21 protein-coding genes are annotated in these 18,033 nt (G+C 61.3%); 8 read left to right on the top strand and 13 right to left on the bottom strand.

Annotation, left to right across the window (positions count from 1 at the left end; genetic code table 11):
• Positions 1-16: 16 nt before the first annotated feature.
• From FFM53_RS21805 to FFM53_RS21815, 3 genes are all read right to left on the bottom strand, one after another.
• Positions 17-640, bottom strand: a complete 624-nt coding sequence (locus FFM53_RS21805) for a TetR/AcrR family transcriptional regulator (RefSeq protein ID WP_138387196.1) — start codon at positions 638-640, stop codon at positions 17-19.
• A gap of 60 nt (positions 641-700) precedes the next feature.
• Positions 701-1,618, bottom strand: coding sequence for a bifunctional helix-turn-helix transcriptional regulator/GNAT family N-acetyltransferase (locus tag FFM53_RS21810; protein ID WP_138387197.1), 918 nt, complete (start codon positions 1,616-1,618; stop codon positions 701-703).
• Between the two features lie 247 nt (positions 1,619-1,865).
• Positions 1,866-2,585: an aspartate/glutamate racemase family protein gene (locus FFM53_RS21815; protein WP_138387198.1), complete on the bottom strand. Its 720-nt coding sequence runs from the start codon at positions 2,583-2,585 to the stop codon at positions 1,866-1,868.
• 157 nt (positions 2,586-2,742) lie between these two features.
• Here FFM53_RS21815 and FFM53_RS21820 point away from each other — a divergent pair, with 157 nt between their 5' ends.
• From FFM53_RS21820 to FFM53_RS21830, 3 genes are all read left to right on the top strand, one after another.
• On the top strand, positions 2,743-3,207 hold the full coding sequence (locus FFM53_RS21820; RefSeq protein ID WP_138387199.1) for an Lrp/AsnC family transcriptional regulator: 465 nt from the start codon (positions 2,743-2,745) through the stop codon (positions 3,205-3,207).
• Positions 3,208-3,315: 108 nt separating this feature from the next.
• Positions 3,316-4,581, top strand: a complete 1,266-nt coding sequence (locus tag FFM53_RS21825) for an NAD(P)/FAD-dependent oxidoreductase (RefSeq protein WP_138387200.1) — start codon at positions 3,316-3,318, stop codon at positions 4,579-4,581.
• Between the two features lie 443 nt (positions 4,582-5,024).
• On the top strand, positions 5,025-6,836 hold the full coding sequence (locus FFM53_RS21830) for an elongation factor G (RefSeq protein WP_138387201.1): 1,812 nt from the start codon (positions 5,025-5,027) through the stop codon (positions 6,834-6,836).
• Positions 6,837-6,895: 59 nt separating this feature from the next.
• On the opposite strand, the gene FFM53_RS21835 is transcribed toward FFM53_RS21830, so the two are convergent.
• On the bottom strand, positions 6,896-7,942 hold the full coding sequence (locus tag FFM53_RS21835) for an NAD(P)-dependent alcohol dehydrogenase (protein ID WP_011652713.1): 1,047 nt from the start codon (positions 7,940-7,942) through the stop codon (positions 6,896-6,898).
• A 204-nt stretch (positions 7,943-8,146) separates the two neighbouring features.
• Between FFM53_RS21835 and FFM53_RS21840 the strand changes: the two genes are divergently transcribed.
• The 3 genes from FFM53_RS21840 (at position 8,147) to FFM53_RS21850 (ending at position 11,884) form a co-directional block, all read left to right on the top strand.
• Complete coding sequence (locus FFM53_RS21840; RefSeq protein ID WP_138330589.1) at positions 8,147-9,055, top strand: AraC family transcriptional regulator; 909 nt, start codon at positions 8,147-8,149, stop codon at positions 9,053-9,055.
• Between the two features lie 91 nt (positions 9,056-9,146).
• A complete protein-coding gene (locus tag FFM53_RS21845) occupies positions 9,147-10,205 on the top strand; it encodes a glycosyltransferase family 2 protein (protein WP_138387202.1) in 1,059 nt (352 codons plus the stop codon).
• Positions 10,205-11,884: a hypothetical protein gene (locus FFM53_RS21850; protein ID WP_138387203.1), complete on the top strand. Its 1,680-nt coding sequence runs from the start codon at positions 10,205-10,207 to the stop codon at positions 11,882-11,884. The genes FFM53_RS21845 and FFM53_RS21850 overlap by 1 nt, the downstream gene beginning before the upstream one ends.
• Positions 11,885-11,967: 83 nt before the next feature.
• On the opposite strand, the gene FFM53_RS21855 is transcribed toward FFM53_RS21850, so the two are convergent.
• Together FFM53_RS21855 and FFM53_RS21860 are read right to left on the bottom strand one after the other, a co-directional pair.
• Complete coding sequence (locus FFM53_RS21855) at positions 11,968-12,333, bottom strand: DUF4087 domain-containing protein (RefSeq protein ID WP_138387204.1); 366 nt, start codon at positions 12,331-12,333, stop codon at positions 11,968-11,970.
• A gap of 22 nt (positions 12,334-12,355) precedes the next feature.
• Positions 12,356-12,835 (bottom strand): hypothetical protein, encoded by a 480-nt coding sequence (locus FFM53_RS21860; protein ID WP_173883623.1) that lies wholly within the window; start codon positions 12,833-12,835, stop codon positions 12,356-12,358.
• A 141-nt stretch (positions 12,836-12,976) separates the two neighbouring features.
• Between FFM53_RS21860 and FFM53_RS21865 the strand changes: the two genes are divergently transcribed.
• Together FFM53_RS21865 and ilvC are read left to right on the top strand one after the other, a co-directional pair.
• Positions 12,977-13,642 (top strand): TetR/AcrR family transcriptional regulator, encoded by a 666-nt coding sequence (locus FFM53_RS21865; protein WP_171598384.1) that lies wholly within the window; start codon positions 12,977-12,979, stop codon positions 13,640-13,642.
• Between the two features lie 49 nt (positions 13,643-13,691).
• Entirely contained in the window at positions 13,692-14,711 is a 1,020-nt protein-coding gene (gene ilvC, locus FFM53_RS21870; protein ID WP_003560822.1) for a ketol-acid reductoisomerase, read from the top strand.
• Between the two features lie 49 nt (positions 14,712-14,760).
• On the opposite strand, the gene FFM53_RS21875 is transcribed toward ilvC, so the two are convergent.
• The 7 genes from FFM53_RS21875 to FFM53_RS21905 all read right to left on the bottom strand — a co-directional run bounded on the left by FFM53_RS21875 (position 14,761) and on the right by FFM53_RS21905 (position 17,940).
• Entirely contained in the window at positions 14,761-15,237 is a 477-nt protein-coding gene (locus FFM53_RS21875; RefSeq protein WP_138387206.1) for an SAM-dependent methyltransferase, read from the bottom strand.
• Entirely contained in the window at positions 15,227-15,562 is a 336-nt protein-coding gene (locus FFM53_RS21880; RefSeq protein ID WP_138330595.1) for a type II toxin-antitoxin system RelE/ParE family toxin, read from the bottom strand. Before FFM53_RS21880 ends, FFM53_RS21875 begins: the two co-directional genes overlap by 11 nt.
• Positions 15,546-15,797 carry a ribbon-helix-helix domain-containing protein gene (locus FFM53_RS21885; RefSeq protein WP_138330694.1) on the bottom strand — a complete coding sequence of 84 codons (252 nt, stop codon included), beginning with the start codon at positions 15,795-15,797 and terminating at the stop codon, positions 15,546-15,548. The genes FFM53_RS21880 and FFM53_RS21885 overlap by 17 nt, the downstream gene beginning before the upstream one ends.
• A 118-nt stretch (positions 15,798-15,915) precedes the next feature.
• On the bottom strand, positions 15,916-16,293 hold the full coding sequence (locus FFM53_RS21890; protein WP_138330596.1) for a type II toxin-antitoxin system VapC family toxin: 378 nt from the start codon (positions 16,291-16,293) through the stop codon (positions 15,916-15,918).
• Complete coding sequence (locus tag FFM53_RS21895) at positions 16,293-16,502, bottom strand: AbrB/MazE/SpoVT family DNA-binding domain-containing protein (RefSeq protein ID WP_017961195.1); 210 nt, start codon at positions 16,500-16,502, stop codon at positions 16,293-16,295. The genes FFM53_RS21890 and FFM53_RS21895 overlap by 1 nt, the downstream gene beginning before the upstream one ends.
• Positions 16,503-16,544: 42 nt before the next feature.
• A complete protein-coding gene (locus FFM53_RS21900; protein WP_138387207.1) occupies positions 16,545-16,874 on the bottom strand; it encodes a hypothetical protein in 330 nt (109 codons plus the stop codon).
• Complete coding sequence (locus tag FFM53_RS21905) at positions 16,840-17,940, bottom strand: branched-chain amino acid aminotransferase (protein WP_138387208.1); 1,101 nt, start codon at positions 17,938-17,940, stop codon at positions 16,840-16,842. Before FFM53_RS21905 ends, FFM53_RS21900 begins: the two co-directional genes overlap by 35 nt.
• Positions 17,941-18,033 lie beyond the last annotated feature (93 nt).

The raw sequence follows: 18,033 nt of genomic DNA on the forward strand, positions 1-18,033 counted from the left end.
CCACGGTGTGGACTGTTCAGGTCACGAGCTTCATCGCGGCCTCGGCCGCGGACAGCATCTCTTCCCTGCTGCGTCCTGTTTTGCCGATGACGCGCAGGCCCTTGGTAAAGCAGAGGAAGGCGAGGGCAGCAGCATCCGGGTCTACCGTCTTCGGAATGGTGCCGTCTGCCTGGCCGATGCGGATGAGATCGGCCATCAGCTTTTCGTCCGCGGCAAAGGCCGTCACGACATGGGCAGCGGCTTCTTCGTCAAGCAGCGCGAAGTCGTTGGCGCCGCCAACGACGAGACAGCCTTTGCGGCCGGCTTCGCCATAGGAGAGCTCGGTATAATACATCACCATCTGGAAGACCTTCTCGCGACCGGTCTCTGCAGACGCGATCATCGCTTCCAGGCGCCGTCTGCCGAGTTTTCGATAATGGGCGAAAGCAGCGAGGAAGATGCCGCGCTTGTCCTTGAATGCCTTGTAGATGCTCCCCGAAGCAAGGCCCATTGCTTCGGTCAATTCGCTGATAGCTGCGGCGTGGTAACCGCGTTCGGAAAAGACGCGCAGCGCGGCATCGAGCGCTGCGTCCATATCGAACTCGCGCGGACGGCCACGGCTGCGGGTCTTTGCTTCTGGTGTGAGATTGGCAACGGTCATGGCGCCTAATTAGGGAATGAACGTTTCCAAATCAAGTGAAATTTCTGCGGCGCAGCAAATTCAGAGATCGAGCACCCAGTTCTGGCCGTTCGCTTCGGGGCCGAACATGCGATGTCTCTCCTCGGAGACAAGTCGGAATCCCGCCTTGACGTAGATGGCGCGGGCGGTCTCCAGCATATCGTTGGTCCAGAGCGAAAGCTCGCGGTAGCCCTTCTGTTTTGAGAAGCGGATGCATTCGTCGACAAGCAATTTGCCGAGCCCGAGACCGCGGGCTGACTTGCCGACAAAGAGCAGGCGGAGCTTGGCGACGCCGTCGCCGCCATTGGTGACGAGGACCGAACCGACATTGACGCCGCCGCGTTCGGCGATCCAGCAATATTCCTTGGCCGGATCGAAATTGACGAGGAATTTTCCGGCGACGTCGGCCACCAGCGCCTCGAAGCGCAGGTCCCAGCCATATTCCTCGGCATAGAAACGGCCCTGGCTCTGGACGATCCAGCCGATATCGCCGGCGCGGTGGGCGCGGATAATGGCCGGTGTGGACTTTGCTGCCGGGTCGAGCAGCGTGCGGATCGTGTGCATCGCCGAGACTGCTGCCTCCGGTTCGCCGCTGGCGAGATTGTCGAACCGGGCGGCGATCTGCGCATTGGCGCGCCGGCCGAGTTCGTCGAACTGCTCCCGTCCCCGGTCGGTGACAATGATGACCTGGCTGCGCAGGTCGGCCGGATCGGGGCTGGTTTCGATCAGCCCCTCGGCGCGGAAACGCTTGAGGATGCGGCTGAGATAGGCCGGGTCGAGCTGCAGGTCGCGGACAAGTGCGGCGGCGCTGACGCCGTCATGCGAGCCGATCTCGAAGAGAATTCGGGCATCGGTCAGCGTGAACGGCGTGTCGAGATAGGCCTTGTTCAAGAGGCCGAGGAAGTTCGTATAGAAGCGGTTGAAATCGCGGACGGTTTCGATGAGGGCGATATCGGACATGACAAGATCTCCAGATGGAGATCTTTGTCAGACTGCTGACAAACCTCGCTCTTTACTCGGCGTCATCCTCGGCCTTGTGCCGAGGACCTGCTGCATCGGTTGCAGATGCTCGGGACAAGCCCGAGCATGACGACAGAGGTGTTGGCCGACTTTGTCAGCAGTCCGGCAAAGATCTCTGAACGAAGACTTTGTTGTGCATTTAGTTGACTGAGTCAATTAAATTGATGATCCCAAGAGTGGGGCGATGTCAGGCCGCTTCCTCTTCCGCGGTCTCGTCTGCACCGAGCGCGAAATCGACCGCCGCCCGCGCATGGATCGCTGTGGTGTCGAAGCCCGGCAGCGGCAAATGGTCGGGGTCGAGGATCAGGCAGATCTCGGTGCAGCCGAGGATGATGCTGTCGGCGCCGTTCTCGACGGCGCGTGCAATCACCGTCATGAGCTTGTCGCGAGAACTGCCGAGCACCTTGCCGGCGCAGAGTTCGTTGAAGATGATGTCGTGCACGGTCGTGCGGTCGCTGGCATCAGGCACCATGATATCAACATCAAGGCTCTTCATGCGATCGCTGTAGAAGCCGTGCTCCATCGTGTAGCGGGTAGCAAGCAGCAGCGGGCGCTTGCGGCCGGCCGCATGCAGCGATTTCGCCGTCTCGTCGATGATGTGGATCAGCGGCACGGAGATCTTCTCAGCGACCTTGTCGGCGATCAGATGCATGGTGTTGGTGCAGATCAGGATGCAGCCGGCGCCGGCGATCTGCAGGCGCAGAGCGACGTCGGCGAGGCGACGGGCGGCCATATCCCAGTCGCCGGCCTTCTGAAGCGCGACGATCTCCTCGAAATTGACAGAATGCAGGATGAGTTCGGCCGAGGCGAGGCCACCCTTGCGGTCACGCACCATCTCATTGACGACACGGTAATAGACCGCCGAACTTTCGAAACTCATGCCGCCGATAAGGCCGATCGTTTCCATTTCTTCATGCTCTCCATGCTTCTCAACTGTCGGGAATGATGCCGCAATTCCGGCGCGACGTGTTTGCGTTGTTTGTCATCCTTGCGAAATATGTGATATGATTTTGCGTGATTTTACGAGATCATGCAAAAAATCGGCGAGAGGTTCAGTCTAGGCAATGCTTGACGATCGCGACAGGCGCATTCTCGACATGCTGCAGAAGGATGCAGGCATATCCGTGACCGATCTTGCCGAGCGCGTGGCGCTTTCGGTGTCGGCCTGCTCGCGGCGCATCCAGCGGCTTGAAGAGAGCGGCCATATCGCCCGGCGGATCATCGTGCTCGACCGGGAAAAAATGGGCGTGCCGACGACGGTTTTCGCGCTCATCAAGACGGCGCACCATTCCGACGATTGGACGGAGACCTTCCGCCGGATCATCAGCGACATTCCCGAGATCGTCGAAGCGCACCGGCTGACCGGCAATCACGATTATATCCTGAAGATCGTGCTGCCGCGTGTCGAGCACTACGACGTGATCTACAAGCAGATCGTTCGCCGGCTCGAACTCTTCGATGTCTCCGCGTCGATCTCGATGGAGCTTCTGAAGGGCGGCACGGCGATCCCCGTCGGATATGCCGATTGAGTCGGCTCCACAGACCGGGATGCAGGGGAGCTATGCCGAAACGGCAGTTGCAACCTTCGCGGCGAAGGCCACATTGGCTTTGAGCGAAATGGCGCAAAGGGGTAGGTCATGAGCGATCATCATGTCGTCGTTGTCGGCGGCGGTTTCGGCGGGCTGCAGCTCGTCAACGGGTTGAAGGGTGCCGGAGTCAAGATCACGCTGGTCGACAGGCGCAATCACCATCTCTTCCAGCCGCTGCTCTATCAGGTGGCGACCACCATTCTTTCCACCTCGGAGATCGCCTGGCCGATCCGCCGCCTTTATGCCGACCGGCCTGACGTGACGGTGCTGCTCGGCGAGGTCACGGGCGTCGACAGCGGTGCGAAGACTGTTTCCTTACGCAACGGCATGACTCTTGGTTACGATACGCTGGTGTTGGCGACCGGAGCGACGCATGCCTATTTCGGCCATGACGAATGGGAGCCGGTGGCGCCCGGCCTGAAGACGCTGGAGGATGCGACGACGATCCGCCGGCGCGTGCTGCTTGCCTTCGAGAAGGCGGAGATGGAGAGCGATCCTGCCGTGCGCGATGCGCTTTTGACCTTCACCATCGTCGGGGCGGGGCCGACCGGCGTCGAGCTCGCCGGCATCATCGCCGAACTTGCGCATTTCACGCTGCCCAAGGAATTCCGCAACATCGATACGCGCAAGACCCGCGTCGTGCTGGTCGAGGCTGGCCCGCGGGTGCTGCCGACCTTTGCCGAAGAGCTTTCGGCCTATGCTCAGAAGGCGCTGGAGAAACTCGGGGTCGAGATCCATCTCGGCCAACCGGTGACCGAATGCAATGCCGACGGCGTGAAGATCGGCGAGACTTTCGTTGCCAGCCGGACGATCGTCTGGGCAGCCGGCGTCACCGCCTCGCCGGCGGCGCGGTGGCTCGGCGTGCCGGCCGACCGGGCAGGGCGCGTCGTGGTCGAGAATGATCTGAGCGCGCCCGGTCTGCCCGACGTCTTCGTCGTCGGTGATACCGCCTCCGTCATGCGCGAGGATGGCAAGCCGGTGCCGGGCATTGCGCCCGCCGCCAAGCAGCAGGGCGGTTACGTCGCCAAGGTCATTCGCGCCCGCATATCCGGCAAACCCGCGCCGACGCCTTTCCGTTACTGGCATCAGGGCAGCCTGGCGACGATCGGCAAGAGTGCCGCGATCATCGATTTCGGCCCGATCAAGCTGAAGGGCTGGATCGCCTGGTGGATCTGGGGTCTTGCCCATATCTACTTCCTGATCGGCACCCGCTCGCGCTTCTCCGTCGCCTGGAGCTGGCTGTGGATCTATCTGAGCGGCCAGCACAGCGCCCGGCTGATCACCCAACGGGAGACGATGCGGGAGGAGGGGTAGGCTCTCTTTGGGTTAAGCCAGAGGATAGTTAAGAGAGGGTGTGCCGTGTGGCGCCCCCCTCTGCCCTGCCGGGCATCTCCCCCACAAGGGTGGAGATCGGCAAGAGGTTGGGTCGTCCGTCCCTCTCTGCTGTATAGTAATAACCATGCGGTAGTTGTTTGGGGAGGCCATCGCGCCCGCCGATCTCCCTCCTTGTGGGGGAGATGCCTGGCAGGGCAGAGGGGGTATCCCACGGAACCCCGACACAGGAAACCACTCGGCTCGCCCGCACCGTAAATGCAATGCACCCAGCTTGACATATCTCCACACCCACCCTTAGCATCCCGCCCGCGTCTCCCAACCACCGGGGTCACGCATCCAAGCCTAGCAACGGGTAGAGGTTCCAATGCGCCGATTCACTTCTCACGAAAATCACATTCGAAATTCTGAGAAGTTGGTGGTTCATGCGCACTTTGAATCTGGGCATCCTCGCCCATGTGGATGCAGGCAAGACTAGCCTTACCGAAAGACTGCTTTTTGACGCCGGCGTTATCGACAAGCTCGGCAGCGTCGATACCGGCAATACACAGACGGACACTCTTGAACTCGAACGGCAACGCGGCATCACGATCAGAGCCGCGGTGGTGTCGTTCACGATCGGCGACAGGATCGTCAATCTCATCGACACGCCCGGTCACCCGGATTTCATCGCCGAGGTCGAGCGGGTGCTCGGATTGCTGGATGCCGCGGTCGTCGTCGTTTCGGCGGTCGAAGGCGTGCAGGCCCAGACGCGGGTGCTGGTGCGGGCGCTACGGCGGCTTGGCGTTCCCTTCATCTTCTTCGTCAACAAAGTCGATCGTCTCGGCGCGCAATATGAGGACGTGCTGAAAGCTCTTGCCAGCCAATTGCCCGTTCGCCCCATCGCCATGTCTTCCGTCATCGATGCCGGCAGCAGGCTTGCCAGGGTGGCGGCGTTGGCTCCCGGATGCGAACCGCTTTTCACGCCGCTCTGCGAAGCTCTCGCGGAGAATGACGAGGCGCTGCTGGACGACTACGTCTTGGCGCCCGATCGCCTGACGGCGGACAGGCTTGGACGCTGCCTGAGCGATCAGGTCGCGCGCGGTCTGGTGCATCCTGTCTTCGCAGGCGCGGCAACGACCGGCGTCGGCGTGCCGGCCCTGACATCGGCCATTGCGACGATATTGCCCGGCCGGCGCCTCGATCCGGATGGGCCGATTGCCGGAACAATCTTCAAGATCGAACGCGGCTGGGGCGGTGAAAAGCTGGCCTATATGTACCTGACGTCAGGCACGGTTCGGCTGCGGCAACATCTGGATTTGCCCAAAGGCCCGGAAAGAGTGACCGCGATCGAGGTTTTCGAGGCCGGCCGGGTTCATGGTGCCGCAAGCTTCAACGCCGGGCAGATCGCGCGCGTAAGCGGCCTTGCCGGCGCACGCATCGGCGATGTGGTGGGCGGCGACCTGCTCGCGGGCGGCCGGCCGCAGTTTGCCCCGCCCAGCCTCGAAACCCGCGTCCTTGCCCGGCGGCCCTCCGACAAGGCGGCCCGCTGGCTGGCGCTGAACCAGATGGCCGAGCAGGACCCGTTGATCAATCTGCGGCGGAACGACGATGCCGACGACATCTTCGTATCGCTCTATGGCGAGGTGCAGAAGGAGGTCGTCCAATCGACCCTGCTGACGGATTTCGGTCTCGAGGCTGGGTTCGAGGAAAGCACGGTCATCTTGATGGAAAGGCTTGCGGGAACCGGGGAAGGCCTGCAGATCCTCTTCAAGGAGCCCAATCCATTTCTCGCCACCGTCGGTTTGCGCGTCGAACCGCGTCCAGAAGGGGCAGGCAACAGCTTTGCGCTTGATGTGGACGTCGGCCAGATGCCCGCCAGCTCTTACAGGGCGGTCGAAGAAACCGTGTTCGAAACGCTGAAGCAGGGCGTTTTCGGCTGGCAGGTCATCGATTGCCACGTGGCGATGACGGCAGCCCGGCACAGCTCGCCTGCAAGCACCGCCGCCGATTTCCGGCAACTGACACCTTGGGTGCTGGCAGATGCGCTGTCGGAAGGCACCATGGCGTCCGCGATGATCCAGAGCGTCCAGCAGCACTTGCCGGGTCTGACGAGCGGGGCGGGGACCATGGAAACCTCTTTCGACCATTATGCCCCGATGGCCGGCCCGCCGCGCTCGCGCGAGCGTTCAGGCCCCGATCCGTTCAAACCAGTCGAATATCTGCTGCGGCTGCAGTCCACGAGAGCCTCAGCATGAGGACGGATGGACGGCCGTTGTCAGAAAGGCGGCCCCCAAAGGAGCCGCCTCTCGTTTTCTCAAGCAGCCAGCGAGGCGATGTCGATGACGAAGCGGTAGCGGACGTCGCTTTTCAGGACGCGTTCATAGGCTTCGTTGACCTGCTGGATGTTGATCTTCTCGATCTCGGAGACGATGTTGTGCTCGCCGCAGAAGTCGAGCATTTCCTGGGTTTCCTTGATCGAGCCTATCATCGAGCCGGAAATGCTCTTACGGCCGGGGATGATCGAGAACGCATGCACGGGGATCGGGTTTTCCGGCGCGCCGACCACCACAAAGGAACCATCCACCTTCAGGAGGCCGAGATAGGCATTCCAGTCGATCTCGGCGCTGACGGTGCAGATGATCAGGTCGAAAGTGCCGGCGAGCTTCGTGAAGGTCTCCGGGTCGTTGGTGGCGTAATATTCCTTGGCGCCGAGCTTCAGCCCATCTTCCTTCTTGGAAAGGCTCTGGGAGAGAACGGTGATATCGGCACCCATGGCGGCGCCGAGCTTGACGCCCATGTGGCCGAGACCGCCCATGCCGACGATCGCGACCTTCTTGCCGGGGCCGGCATTCCAGTGGCGCAGCGGCGAATAGAGCGTGATGCCGGCGCAGAGCAGCGGCGCGGAGGCATCGAGCGGCAGATTGTCCGGAATGGACATGACATAGCCTTCCCTAACGACGATCGAGTCGGAATAGCCGCCCTGGGTCCGTGTCTTGCGGTCGGCTTCGAAGTCGTTGTAGGTACCGGCGAGCCCCGGCATATACTGTTCGCGATCGAGGTCGCGCTCGGCGCAGCCGATGCAGGAATCGACGAAGCAGCCGACGCCGACGCGATCGCCGACCTTGAATTTGGTCACATCGGAACCGACAGCCGAGACGATGCCGGCGATCTCATGGCCCGGCACGATCGGATAGACGGCGTTCTTCCATTCGTTGCGGACAGTGTGGATGTCCGAATGGCAGATGCCGGCAAACTTGATGTCGATAACGACGTCATCGGGGTTCGGGTTGCGGCGTTCGAAGGTGAAAGGGGTCAGCGGCTTGGAAGCGTCGGTCGCGGCGTAGCCTCTTGCAATGGGCATGGGAACCATCCTTTTCGATTGTGGTGGGGGTTGAAAGAGATGGTGGACTATTGCCCAGAACTGCGTCAGAGGGTTAGAGCGATCCTCTCAGCTTTTTGCACGATCCTGCAAAAGTGAGGCGCCGGCCTGTTTGCGAAATGGCCAGGGCACTCTAGATAAGAGCGGTATCGCCGGCGTCAGACAGTTGACAGAAAGAGTTGCCGCATGACTTTGCCCTTCAGCCCCTATCAGGAAATTGTCGATATCGCGATGCGCTTCGCGGCTGGTGACGGCGAGTTTGCGACTGATATCGGCAATCTTCACATCAGCCGTCGGTCCAAGCCCAGCGATCCGCTGCACAGCAGCTACCGGCCCTGTTTTGCCTTTGTACTGCAGGGAGCCAAGAGCCTGCGCCTCGGCACGGAACTTATCAGCTATGGAACTGGTGACTATCTGCTGACCTCGCTCGACCTGCCGGTCGCCTGGCGCGTCACGGAGGCGAGCCCTGAGGTTCCGCATCTCTGCCTGGGACTGGCAATCGACTCGGAAAAGCTGCTGGAGTTGCTCAGCCGCATCGATATTCCGAGCCCGGCCGCCCATACCGACGGGCAGCGCGGGATGGCGGTGAACGTCGCTCCGCCGGAACTCCTGGATGCTGCCATTCGCCTGCTGCGCTTGCTCGATCGTCCAGGCGACATTCCTGCCATGGCGCCGCTGATCGAGCAGGAAATCCTCTACCGGGTGCTGACCGGGCCGGATGGTGCGCGGCTGATCAACATCGCAACTGCAGACAGCCACAGCAACAGGGTCGCGCGCGCCGTCGCATGGCTGAAGGAGAATTTCGCGCGGCCACTGCGCATCGAAGACCTTGCCGACCGCGTCAGCATGAGCGTGTCGTCCTTCCATCATCACTTCAAGTCGGTCACGGCGATGACGCCGGTGCAGTATCAGAAGCAGCTTCGCCTGCACGAGGCGCGCCGTCTGATGCTCGTGGAGCGGCTCGATGCGGGCACGGCCGGTCACCGAGTCGGCTATCAAAGCCCGTCGCAATTCAGCCGCGAATACAGCCGCCTTTACGGCGCCTCGCCGGCCCGCGATATTGACGGCGCCCGCGAGGTCATGGCGGCGGAATAGTCGGCCTTGCGACCGGTAGCCAATCGTTAAAGGATGTTTGACGTTTCGTCGCTAGTCTGGCGCCAAACATCAAGCAGGCACCGACGTCAGCATGGCGCAAGTCCCATTTCTTTCCATCGTCGCGCCTTGTCACAACGAGGAAGAAGGGCTGCGCGAGTTCTGCCGCCGCGCTGCCGCGGCTGCTCAGAGCGTTGCCGGCGATGCCTTCGAGCTCATTCTCGTCGATGACGGCTCGTCCGACCGTACCTGGGAGATCATTTCGGATCTGGCGGCTGATGTGCCGCAGGTGCTCGGTGTGCGTCTTTTGCGCAATCACGGTCACCAGCTGGCGTCGACGGCGGGTCTTTCCGCCTCGCGGGGCGAGCGCGTGCTTTTGATCGATGCCGATCTTCAGGATCCGCCAGAGCTGCTTTTGATGATGATGCCGATCATGGAGCGCGGCGCCGACGTCGTTTACGGCCAGCGCACGCGCCGCCAGGGCGAAAGCTGGTTCAAGCTGGCCTCCGCTTCGCTTTTCTATCGCGCCCTGTCCAAGCTCGCTTCCGTGACCATTCCGCGCGATACCGGTGATTTCCGGCTGATGCGGCGCCGCGTCGTCGATATCCTGCTGGCGATGCCCGAGCGCGATCGCTTCATCCGCGGCATGGTCAGCTGGATTGGCGGCAGGCAGGTGGCTCTCCCCTACGAGCGTGACGCCCGTTTTGCCGGCACGACGAAATATCCTCTGCGAAAGATGATCAATTTCGCTCTCGATGCGATCACCAGCTTTTCGACGACGCCGCTGCGCATCAGCACTTGGCTTGGCATGATGAGCGCCGGCGTCGCGATCGCGTTGCTCGTCTACACCTTCATTCGCTGGCTGCAGGGCGAGACGGTGACCGGCTGGTCGTCGATCATGGCCGCGGTCAGCGTCTTCAGCGCTATCCAGCTGATCTGCATCGGCATCATCGGCGAGTATCTCGGCCGTCTGGTACTGGAGAGCAAGAAGCGGCCAATGTTCATGGTCGAGACGATCGTGCGCGGCAGTGAACACGCAGAATTGTCAATCGCTTTCTCGGAGATGAGCGCCAGCGACAAGCGCGCCGCGCTGGATGCGGCCTTTGCATCCGAAGAGCCGCCGCGCTCGCAAAATAACAGCCGGATCGGATAATGGACCGGATTGCCGCTCCTGCCTTGGCCGCAGCCGGGCCTGAGAAATTGATTGCCAGACAGGACTCCACCGTTGCGATCGTCGCTTTCGTCGGACTTGCCGCGGCTTTGGTTCTCCTGTTTCCCTTTCCGCCAATTCTCGATTACGCCAATCATTACGCCCGTATCTGGCTCCTTTCGGGCGGGATCGGCGAGCAGCCGTTTCCTGAGATCTATGCGGTCGATTGGAACCGCACCTTCACCAATGTCGGGATCGACGTTCTGGCCACCTGGCTGGGGCCGCTTGTCGGCGCAGACAGGCTTGCACGGGCTTTGCTTTTCCTGGCGATCGTGCTGCCACCGCTCGGGGCAATCGGCCTGCATCGCGCGCTTTTCGGCGGCCGGCACCATTGGCAGACCGCCATGCTGTCGCTCGGCTGGTGCGCCACAATGATCGGCGGCTTCATCAACTTCCAGATCGGCCTCGGCATGGCGTTGTTCTTCGCCTGCGTCGATCTGCTGCTGCAGCGCAGAAATCCCGCCCTGGTTTTTGCCTGGCGGCTCGCCGCCGCGCTGCTGCTGACGGTGATGCATCTCTTCGCGCTTGGCTTCTATATGGCGATCGTCTGCGGCCTCGAATTTTCCTGGCGCATCGATATCGTGCGATCGAAGGCGGGTCTGATGAGGCTCGCCGGCCGGTTGGCGCTGGCGCTCGGCGCCTGCGTCCTGCCGCCGTTCGCGCTCTATCTCCATACGGCGGCTTTGCCCAACGCCGGCGGCAACGGCCTTGGCCTTGCCTGGAACGACGGTATCATCCTGATCGTCCTTAATCTGCTCTCCGCCATCACGACTTATGTCCCGGTGGTGGATGTCGTGCTGGTTCTGCCGCTGATCCTCATCTGCACGCGTGCCGTCCGCGCGGGCGACATCCGCATGCATGCGGGGCTTGCCGTCGCCGCCTGCGGCCTGCTGCTGCTCTCCTGTGTTTCGCCTCGCCACATGCTCGGCACCGGATGGATCAGTTGGCGCTTTCCGATCATGACAGCGCTCGTCGCCATGGCGATGGTGCGCCCCTTCGCCAATCTCACGCGCCGGCAAGCGCTATTGCTGGCGCTTATCATCAATCTCGCAGTCTTCGGCCGCACCGGCTGGATCGGCTGGAACTGGTGGCTGGCACAGAAGGATGTTGCCGCCGTCGAGACTGTGCTTAAAAAGGTGCCGGCCGGTGCAGCCGTGCTGCCTCTGGGACATGAACCCGAGACAGTGAGCGGTCTTGCCCACTCCAACCGGCATTTTGCCTGGGGGTTGGATACTTTCCGGCACCTGCCGACGCTTGCCGTGCCCTTCTCGCATGCTTTCGTGCCGACGCTCTTCACGGCAAAAGGCAAGCAGCCGTTGTCCGTTCTGCCGCCACGGTCTGAGATCGCGGTTCCCGAGGGCAATCTGCTGTCGATCGGCGTGCTTTCATGCCCGGCAATGATGCAGGAATATAGAAACTTTACGCCTTATCTGTCGGATTGGCGCAGGCGTTTCGATTTCGTCCTCGTCGCCAATGCCGATATCCCCGACCGCTATGTCGGCACCTTGATGCCGGCGGGCCTGACGCTGGTCGAAGATGCGGGTTTCGCAAAACTTTACGCGATCGATAAGGCGATGCCGGCAGAGCCTCTCTCGATCCCCGCCGGTTGCGCCAGGGCGTAGGTCGGGGCTCTTCGTGGATCGATTGCCTCTGGACGATTGGGTCATGATTGCGGCCGCCATCCGGTTTTCGGGTGAGGCGCTAGTCAGCCGGGGAATTTCAGCGCCTTGTCGGCACGGCATTTGGCGAGCTTTAGCTGGCGGAAGGAGAGGATGCGGGTGATGCGGTCCTTGCCATCCGTTTCCACACTCATGCAGGCGCAGGCATAGCCGTAATTGCCGTTGGTTCTGACATATTCACGTTCGGAGATGTCGGAGATCAGCTCCATGCCTTCGACCTCGCCGGCATCGTCGCCTTGGGTCATGATCGTCCAGGTGTTCTCCGCGTCCTCCAGCCACCAGTTGGCGGGCGTCGGATTCTCGATCCAGCCGCAGCGCGTTTCGGCGGCCCGCGCATTGGCTGCGACGACAAGAGCTGCGATCATGACCGCGGCGGCTATCCGGTATCTCATTGCCTTTTCCCCTCGACAGATTTCAATTGTTGATCGCGATGATCGCCCAATGGCTCGCCTCGCAGGCGTTGTCCTCGCAGATCGCGCCCATCCAGACGGCGCCGCCGGCCAGCATGACGTCGTCGCTGTTGACGAAAAGATCCTCGTATTGCTGGCGCCCAACGGCGCGGCGCGTTTCCGGCGTCACGAGATCATCGAAATTGTCGATGAAATCCTCGGCGTTCTCGACGTCGTAGGTCTCACCATTGGCCTTGACCGTCAGCGGGTATTCGGCAAGGCCGGCGATGATCTCGGCGTCGACCGAGCGCATCGCCTTGACAAGCTGGCGCAGCGGTCGGTCGAAGCCCGCGGCATCGCCGTGCAGCTCCTCGATGCGATTATAGACGTCGCTATCGGACTGCGCGAGAGCGCTTGAGCCGCAAAGGAGAATTGCTCCAAGCAGGAGAAGAGCTGCTGACAGGCGTGACATCGAAGCCTCCGGCCAAATGGTATAGCGCGACATTATGCGATCACCGAGGATTCGCGCCTATCCAATTCTGGTGTTTCATCGCGGTTTCACGTATTAAAAAAATCTATCCAGGCTTCTTGACGACCTGATCGGTTTATCGCATAAACCTCACGAACCGTACCGTACGGTACGTATATGGGAGCCATGACCGTGTCCGTCGATACCGCAGAGCCGAGCGAATTTTCGCCGCGCCAGAACGCCGTTCTGGAGCAGGCGCTGCAGTTGCTCGTCGATGGCGGCGAGAAGGCGCTGACGACCTCGGGTGTGGCGCGAGCCGCCAATTGCTCGAAGGAGAGCCTCTACAAGTGGTTCGGCGATCGCGACGGGCTGCTGTCGGCGATGATAGCCTATCAGGCGAGCAAGGTGCGTACCTTCGAGCGCAACGGCGAGCGGCTGACGGCGGCAAGCCTTCACGACCATGTGGTCATTTTTGCGCGTGACCTGCTGGAGGTGCTCGCTGGCGACGTCTCGCTGGCGCTGAACCGGCTGGCGATCGGCCAGTCGAACCGCGACGGCTCGAAACTCGGCAGGCTGCTGCTCGAGCGCGGCCGTCGCCAGATCGACCGGCGCGCCATGGCGCTGATCGATGCCGGCAAAAGGGCAGGGCTCCTGCGTTTTGCCGATGCCGACGAGGCTTATCACACGCTTTACGGCCTTGTTGTCTCCGACCTGCATGTGCGCATGCTGCTCGGCGAACCAGGCCTCAAGGATACCGCACGCCAGGCGGAGAGGGCGGTCACCGCCTTCCTCAGGCTCTATGGCACGGACAAGGTTCTGGCGGAGATGCCGGTTCTCGGCTGATTCCGCTTTAATGACAGTCAACAAGACAAGCAAAGGGAAGGAACTTCAAATGCGCGTCTATTACGATCGTGATGCCGATCTCAACCTCATCAAGGCCAAGAAGGTCGCCGTCATCGGCTATGGTTCGCAGGGCCGTGCCCATGCGCTGAACCTCAAGGACAGCGGTGCCCAGAACGTCGTCATCGCACTCAAGGCCGGTTCGCCGACCGTCAAGAAGGCCGAAGCCGATGGCTTCAAGGTCATGACGGTTGCCGAAGCTGCCGCCTGGGCGGACCTGATGATGATGGCGACCCCGGACGAACTGCAGGCCGACATCTACAAGGCCGACATCGCTGGCAACATCCGCGATGGCGCAGCCATCGCCTTCGCTCACGGCCTCAACGTTCACTTCGGTCTCATCGAGCCGAAGGCTTCGGTTGACGTCGTCATGATCGCACCGAAGGGCCCGGGCCACACGGTTCGCGGCGAATACCAGAAGGGCGGCGGCGTTCCCTGCCTCGTTGCCGTTCACCAGAACGCTTCCGGCAATGCGCTTGAACTCGCTCTCTCCTACGCCTGCGGCGTCGGCGGCGGCCGTTCGGGCATCATCGAAACCAACTTCCGCGAAGAGTGCGAAACCGACCTCTTCGGCGAACAGGTCGTTCTCTGCGGCGGTCTCGTCGAGCTCATCCGCGCCGGTTTCGAAACGCTCACCGAAGCCGGTTACGCGCCTGAGATGGCCTATTTCGAGTGCCTGCACGAAGTGAAGCTGATCGTCGACCTGATTTATGAAGGTGGCATCGCCAACATGAACTACTCGATCTCCAACACGGCCGAGTGGGGCGAATATGTCTCCGGTCCGCGCATCATCACTGCCGAGACCAAGGCCGAGATGAAGCGCGTCCTCAAGGACATCCAGACCGGCAAGTTCACGTCCGATTGGATGCAGGAATACCGCGCCGGCGGCTCGCGCTTCAAGGGCATCCGCCGCCTGAACGACAGCCACCCGATCGAAGAAGTTGGCGCCAAGCTGCGCGGCATGATGCCCTGGATCGGCAAGAACAAGCTGGTCGACAAGTCGGTCAACTAAGCACTTTTTGTGCTGTTATAGTTTAAGGCCGGGGCGAAAGCTCCGGCCTTTACCGTTCTGCGCCGACGGTCAGCCAGCGGGTCGGCTTGCCGTCATGGCCTTCCGCGTCCCCGGCCTTAAAGTTCGCGTGAATGATGCCGCCGGTCCTCAGCGCGCGACGGATGCGGGTGAAAACATCAGGCAATTCCGGCCGTGGGACGTGGAGAAGGCTCGCATGCGCCCAGACGCCGTCGAAGGCGCTTTCGGCATCGAGTTCTTGGAACAGCATGATCTTGACGGGCCTGCCGATCAGCGCTTCGGCCTGTCTTGCAAGTTCGGCGGAGCCGTCGGTCGGCGTCACATCGAAGCCCTGCGACAGCATGTAGGCGCTGTCCTGCCCGCCGCCGCAGCCGAGTTCGAGGATTGCCGCACCCGGCGCAAGCCCGGCGAGGAAGGCATCGAGCTGCTGCTTCGGCAGGCTGCGCGCCCGGTTGGCATATGTCTCGGCATTTTCCTCATAGAAGGCGGAGGTGCAGTCAAGAGGCATGCTGCTCGGCCGATCGTGGGCGTCGGTTGGATTGGAGATGTCGTTCAGGAAGCCGGTCGGCGTCGATGATGTCAATGACGACAATCCCTTCCGATGTCACCCGGTAGAAGGCGACGTGACGCATGTGGAGGAGGCGGCGAAGGCCAGCGCCGAGTTCGTCGCACTCTTCTCCCATGGAGGGAGCATGCGAAAGAAGCACGAAAATCCTGTCCCAGTCGAGAAGATAGGCGTCTGCCTGCGCCTCGCCGAAATTGAGGCTAGCATATTCGTCGATGCCCGATAGCACAGAGTAGGCGGTTTGGGTCAGCCTATAGGTGGTTGTCACGCAGCTTTGCCTTCGTTTCCAACAGGATGTCGGGAATGCGTCGCTCGCTCGGGCCGCTTTCCTCAGCCTGTCTCAGAATGTGGCGCAGTTCTTCGTCGTCAAGCTTATGATGGAGCTGATCCTTCAGAATAAGCTCCGCCAGGAAAGCGCCGGCACTGCTGTATCTGCCGCTTGCGACACGGTTTTCGACGTATTCCGCCAGATTATCCGGAAGCGAGATCGTCATTTTCGCCATTGGATTCGGTGCCGCCCGCACATGCCGGTTTTCAGCCATTCCTGATGCCAGATTATCATTTCCCAGTTTGTGATAGAAGCGTTGTGCCCAGCCGTCGAGGGCTTGGGTCACATGCGGATCAGTCTTTTTTATCGATATAGATGACGCGTTCGAGATCCTTGAAATGGGCGTCGCAGGTCAGGATATCGGCATCATGGCGCTCCGCGGTCGCATAAATGATCGCATCGGCGGTGGCGAGTTTATGGGTTGCCGATATTTCGGCAGCACGGCGAGCAAGCGTTGTGTCGAGAGAAACAACCATGCATGTCGCGGTATAAGCGATGAAGCTGTCGACGGCTTCCTCGTCCTTTTCGCGTGCCAGCCATTTGGACAGCTCGAGCTGCACGATCGTCGGAACGATGCATTGATCGCGTTCCGGGATTTCAGCCTGCAGCCGAGTTCCAGCAGCACTTTTCGTCAGCCATTCTATCCATGCGGAGCTGTCGATCACGCGCATCAGAAACGGTCGTTCCGGTCGCGGTAGTTTTTCTTGTCCGCTCCTTCGGCGATGCCACGAAGATCGGCAAGCGTCGGGACCGGCATCAGCAATACGCCTTTGCCTTTGGGTATGAACACGAATTCCTGTCCCGCCGACCAGTGCTGTTGTTCGCGCACTTCCTTGGGAATGGAGATCTGGAATTTTGTAGAGAGGGTTGCGGTTGCCATTCTTACCTTTCCTCTATCGATTGGCAGATAGTAAGAATTCACTTAGCATCGGTCAATGGCGAAGTGGTTTTGGCGTTGGTGCGGTCGCAAAATGGGAAGTTGACGATGGTTTTTCCCGGCTGACTCGGCCACAAAAAAGCCGGGCGGCGTCCGGTTTCGAAAGAGATCCGCGGATTGCTTAAAGGCCGTCAGCTCGAAGAACATCGTATCGTGCAGATCGAAACGAACTTCGACGAGGGCGTAATAGATCGCCAGCCCGGCGGCCTTGCGGGCGAGGCGGAGAGCGGCGCCCACCATGTCGGTGTTGACGCCGCCGTTGGCGTGAAGCGTCCGGAGTTCAGGCCGGGACAAGGCGCGTCCAGCCGCGCTCATCGTTGGTTACGCCTTTCTGCAGACTGACGAGCTGCTGGCGCAGTTCGCTGGTCAACTTGCCGGTCTGTCCGTCTCCGACCAGAAACTCGCCGCCGGCATGCCGAACCAGGCCGATGCCCGCCAGGACCGCGGCAGTGCCGCAAGCGAAGGCTTCGACGAGCTTGCCGCTGGTTGCGTCCTGCTGCCATTCCGCGAAGGAGTAGGGACGCTGCTCGACGCGCAAGCCCTTTTCTCCAGCGAGCACGATCACCGAGGCCCGGGTGATACCCGGCAGGATCGTGCCGCCAAGAGGCGGGGTCACCACCGATCCGTCATTCATGACGAAGAAGACGTTCATGCCGCCGAGTTCTTCGACCCAGCGATGCTCTGCCGCATCCAGGAAGACGACCTGATCGCAATCCTTCTTCGCCGCCTCGGCTTGCGCCACGAGGCTGGCTGCGTAGTTTCCGCCGCATTTTGCAGCACCGGTGCCGCCGGCGGCAGCACGGGTGTATTCGGTCTCTACCCATAGGGAAACCGCCTTCGCTCCGCCTTTGAAATAGGCGCCGACCGGGGAGGCGATGATGCAGAAGACATATTCCTGAGCTGGACGAACGCCCAGGAACGCCTCGTTGGCGAACATGAAGGGGCGAAGGTAGAGGCTGGCGTCGCCGGATGGAATCCAGGCCTTGTCAACGCGGACCAGTTCTTCGACCGCCTTCAGGAAGAGTTCTTCGGGCACAGGAGGCATAGCCATGCGGGTCGCCGACTGCGCGAAGCGGCGGGCGTTCTCTTCGGGCCGAAAGAGCAGAATCCGGCCATCGTCTGCCTTGTAGGCTTTCATGCCTTCGAAAATTTCCTGAGCATAGTGTAACACGGCGCTTGCAGGATCGAGCTCCAGAGGACGCCTCGGCGTAACCTTCGCATCGTGCCAGCCCTTGTCGGCAGTCCATCGTGCCAGGACCATATGATCCGTGAAGACCTTACCGAAGCCGGGCGTCTCCAGTGCCTGGATGCGGTCGGCGTCGGAGACGGGAGACTTATGGAGTTCGATTTTGATTTCAGGAGAGGTCGTCGTCGCGGTCATTGCTGGCACCTTGATAGTACATTGAATAGTGGCGGCGACATTACTGCCGCCGGGCTGGTCTTGGAAAGGCCTGAATCAGGCGGTTTCGGCATC

Origin of the sequence: Rhizobium indicum (genome assembly GCF_005862305.2) — a bacterium.
GTDB lineage: Bacteria > Pseudomonadota > Alphaproteobacteria > Rhizobiales > Rhizobiaceae > Rhizobium > Rhizobium indicum.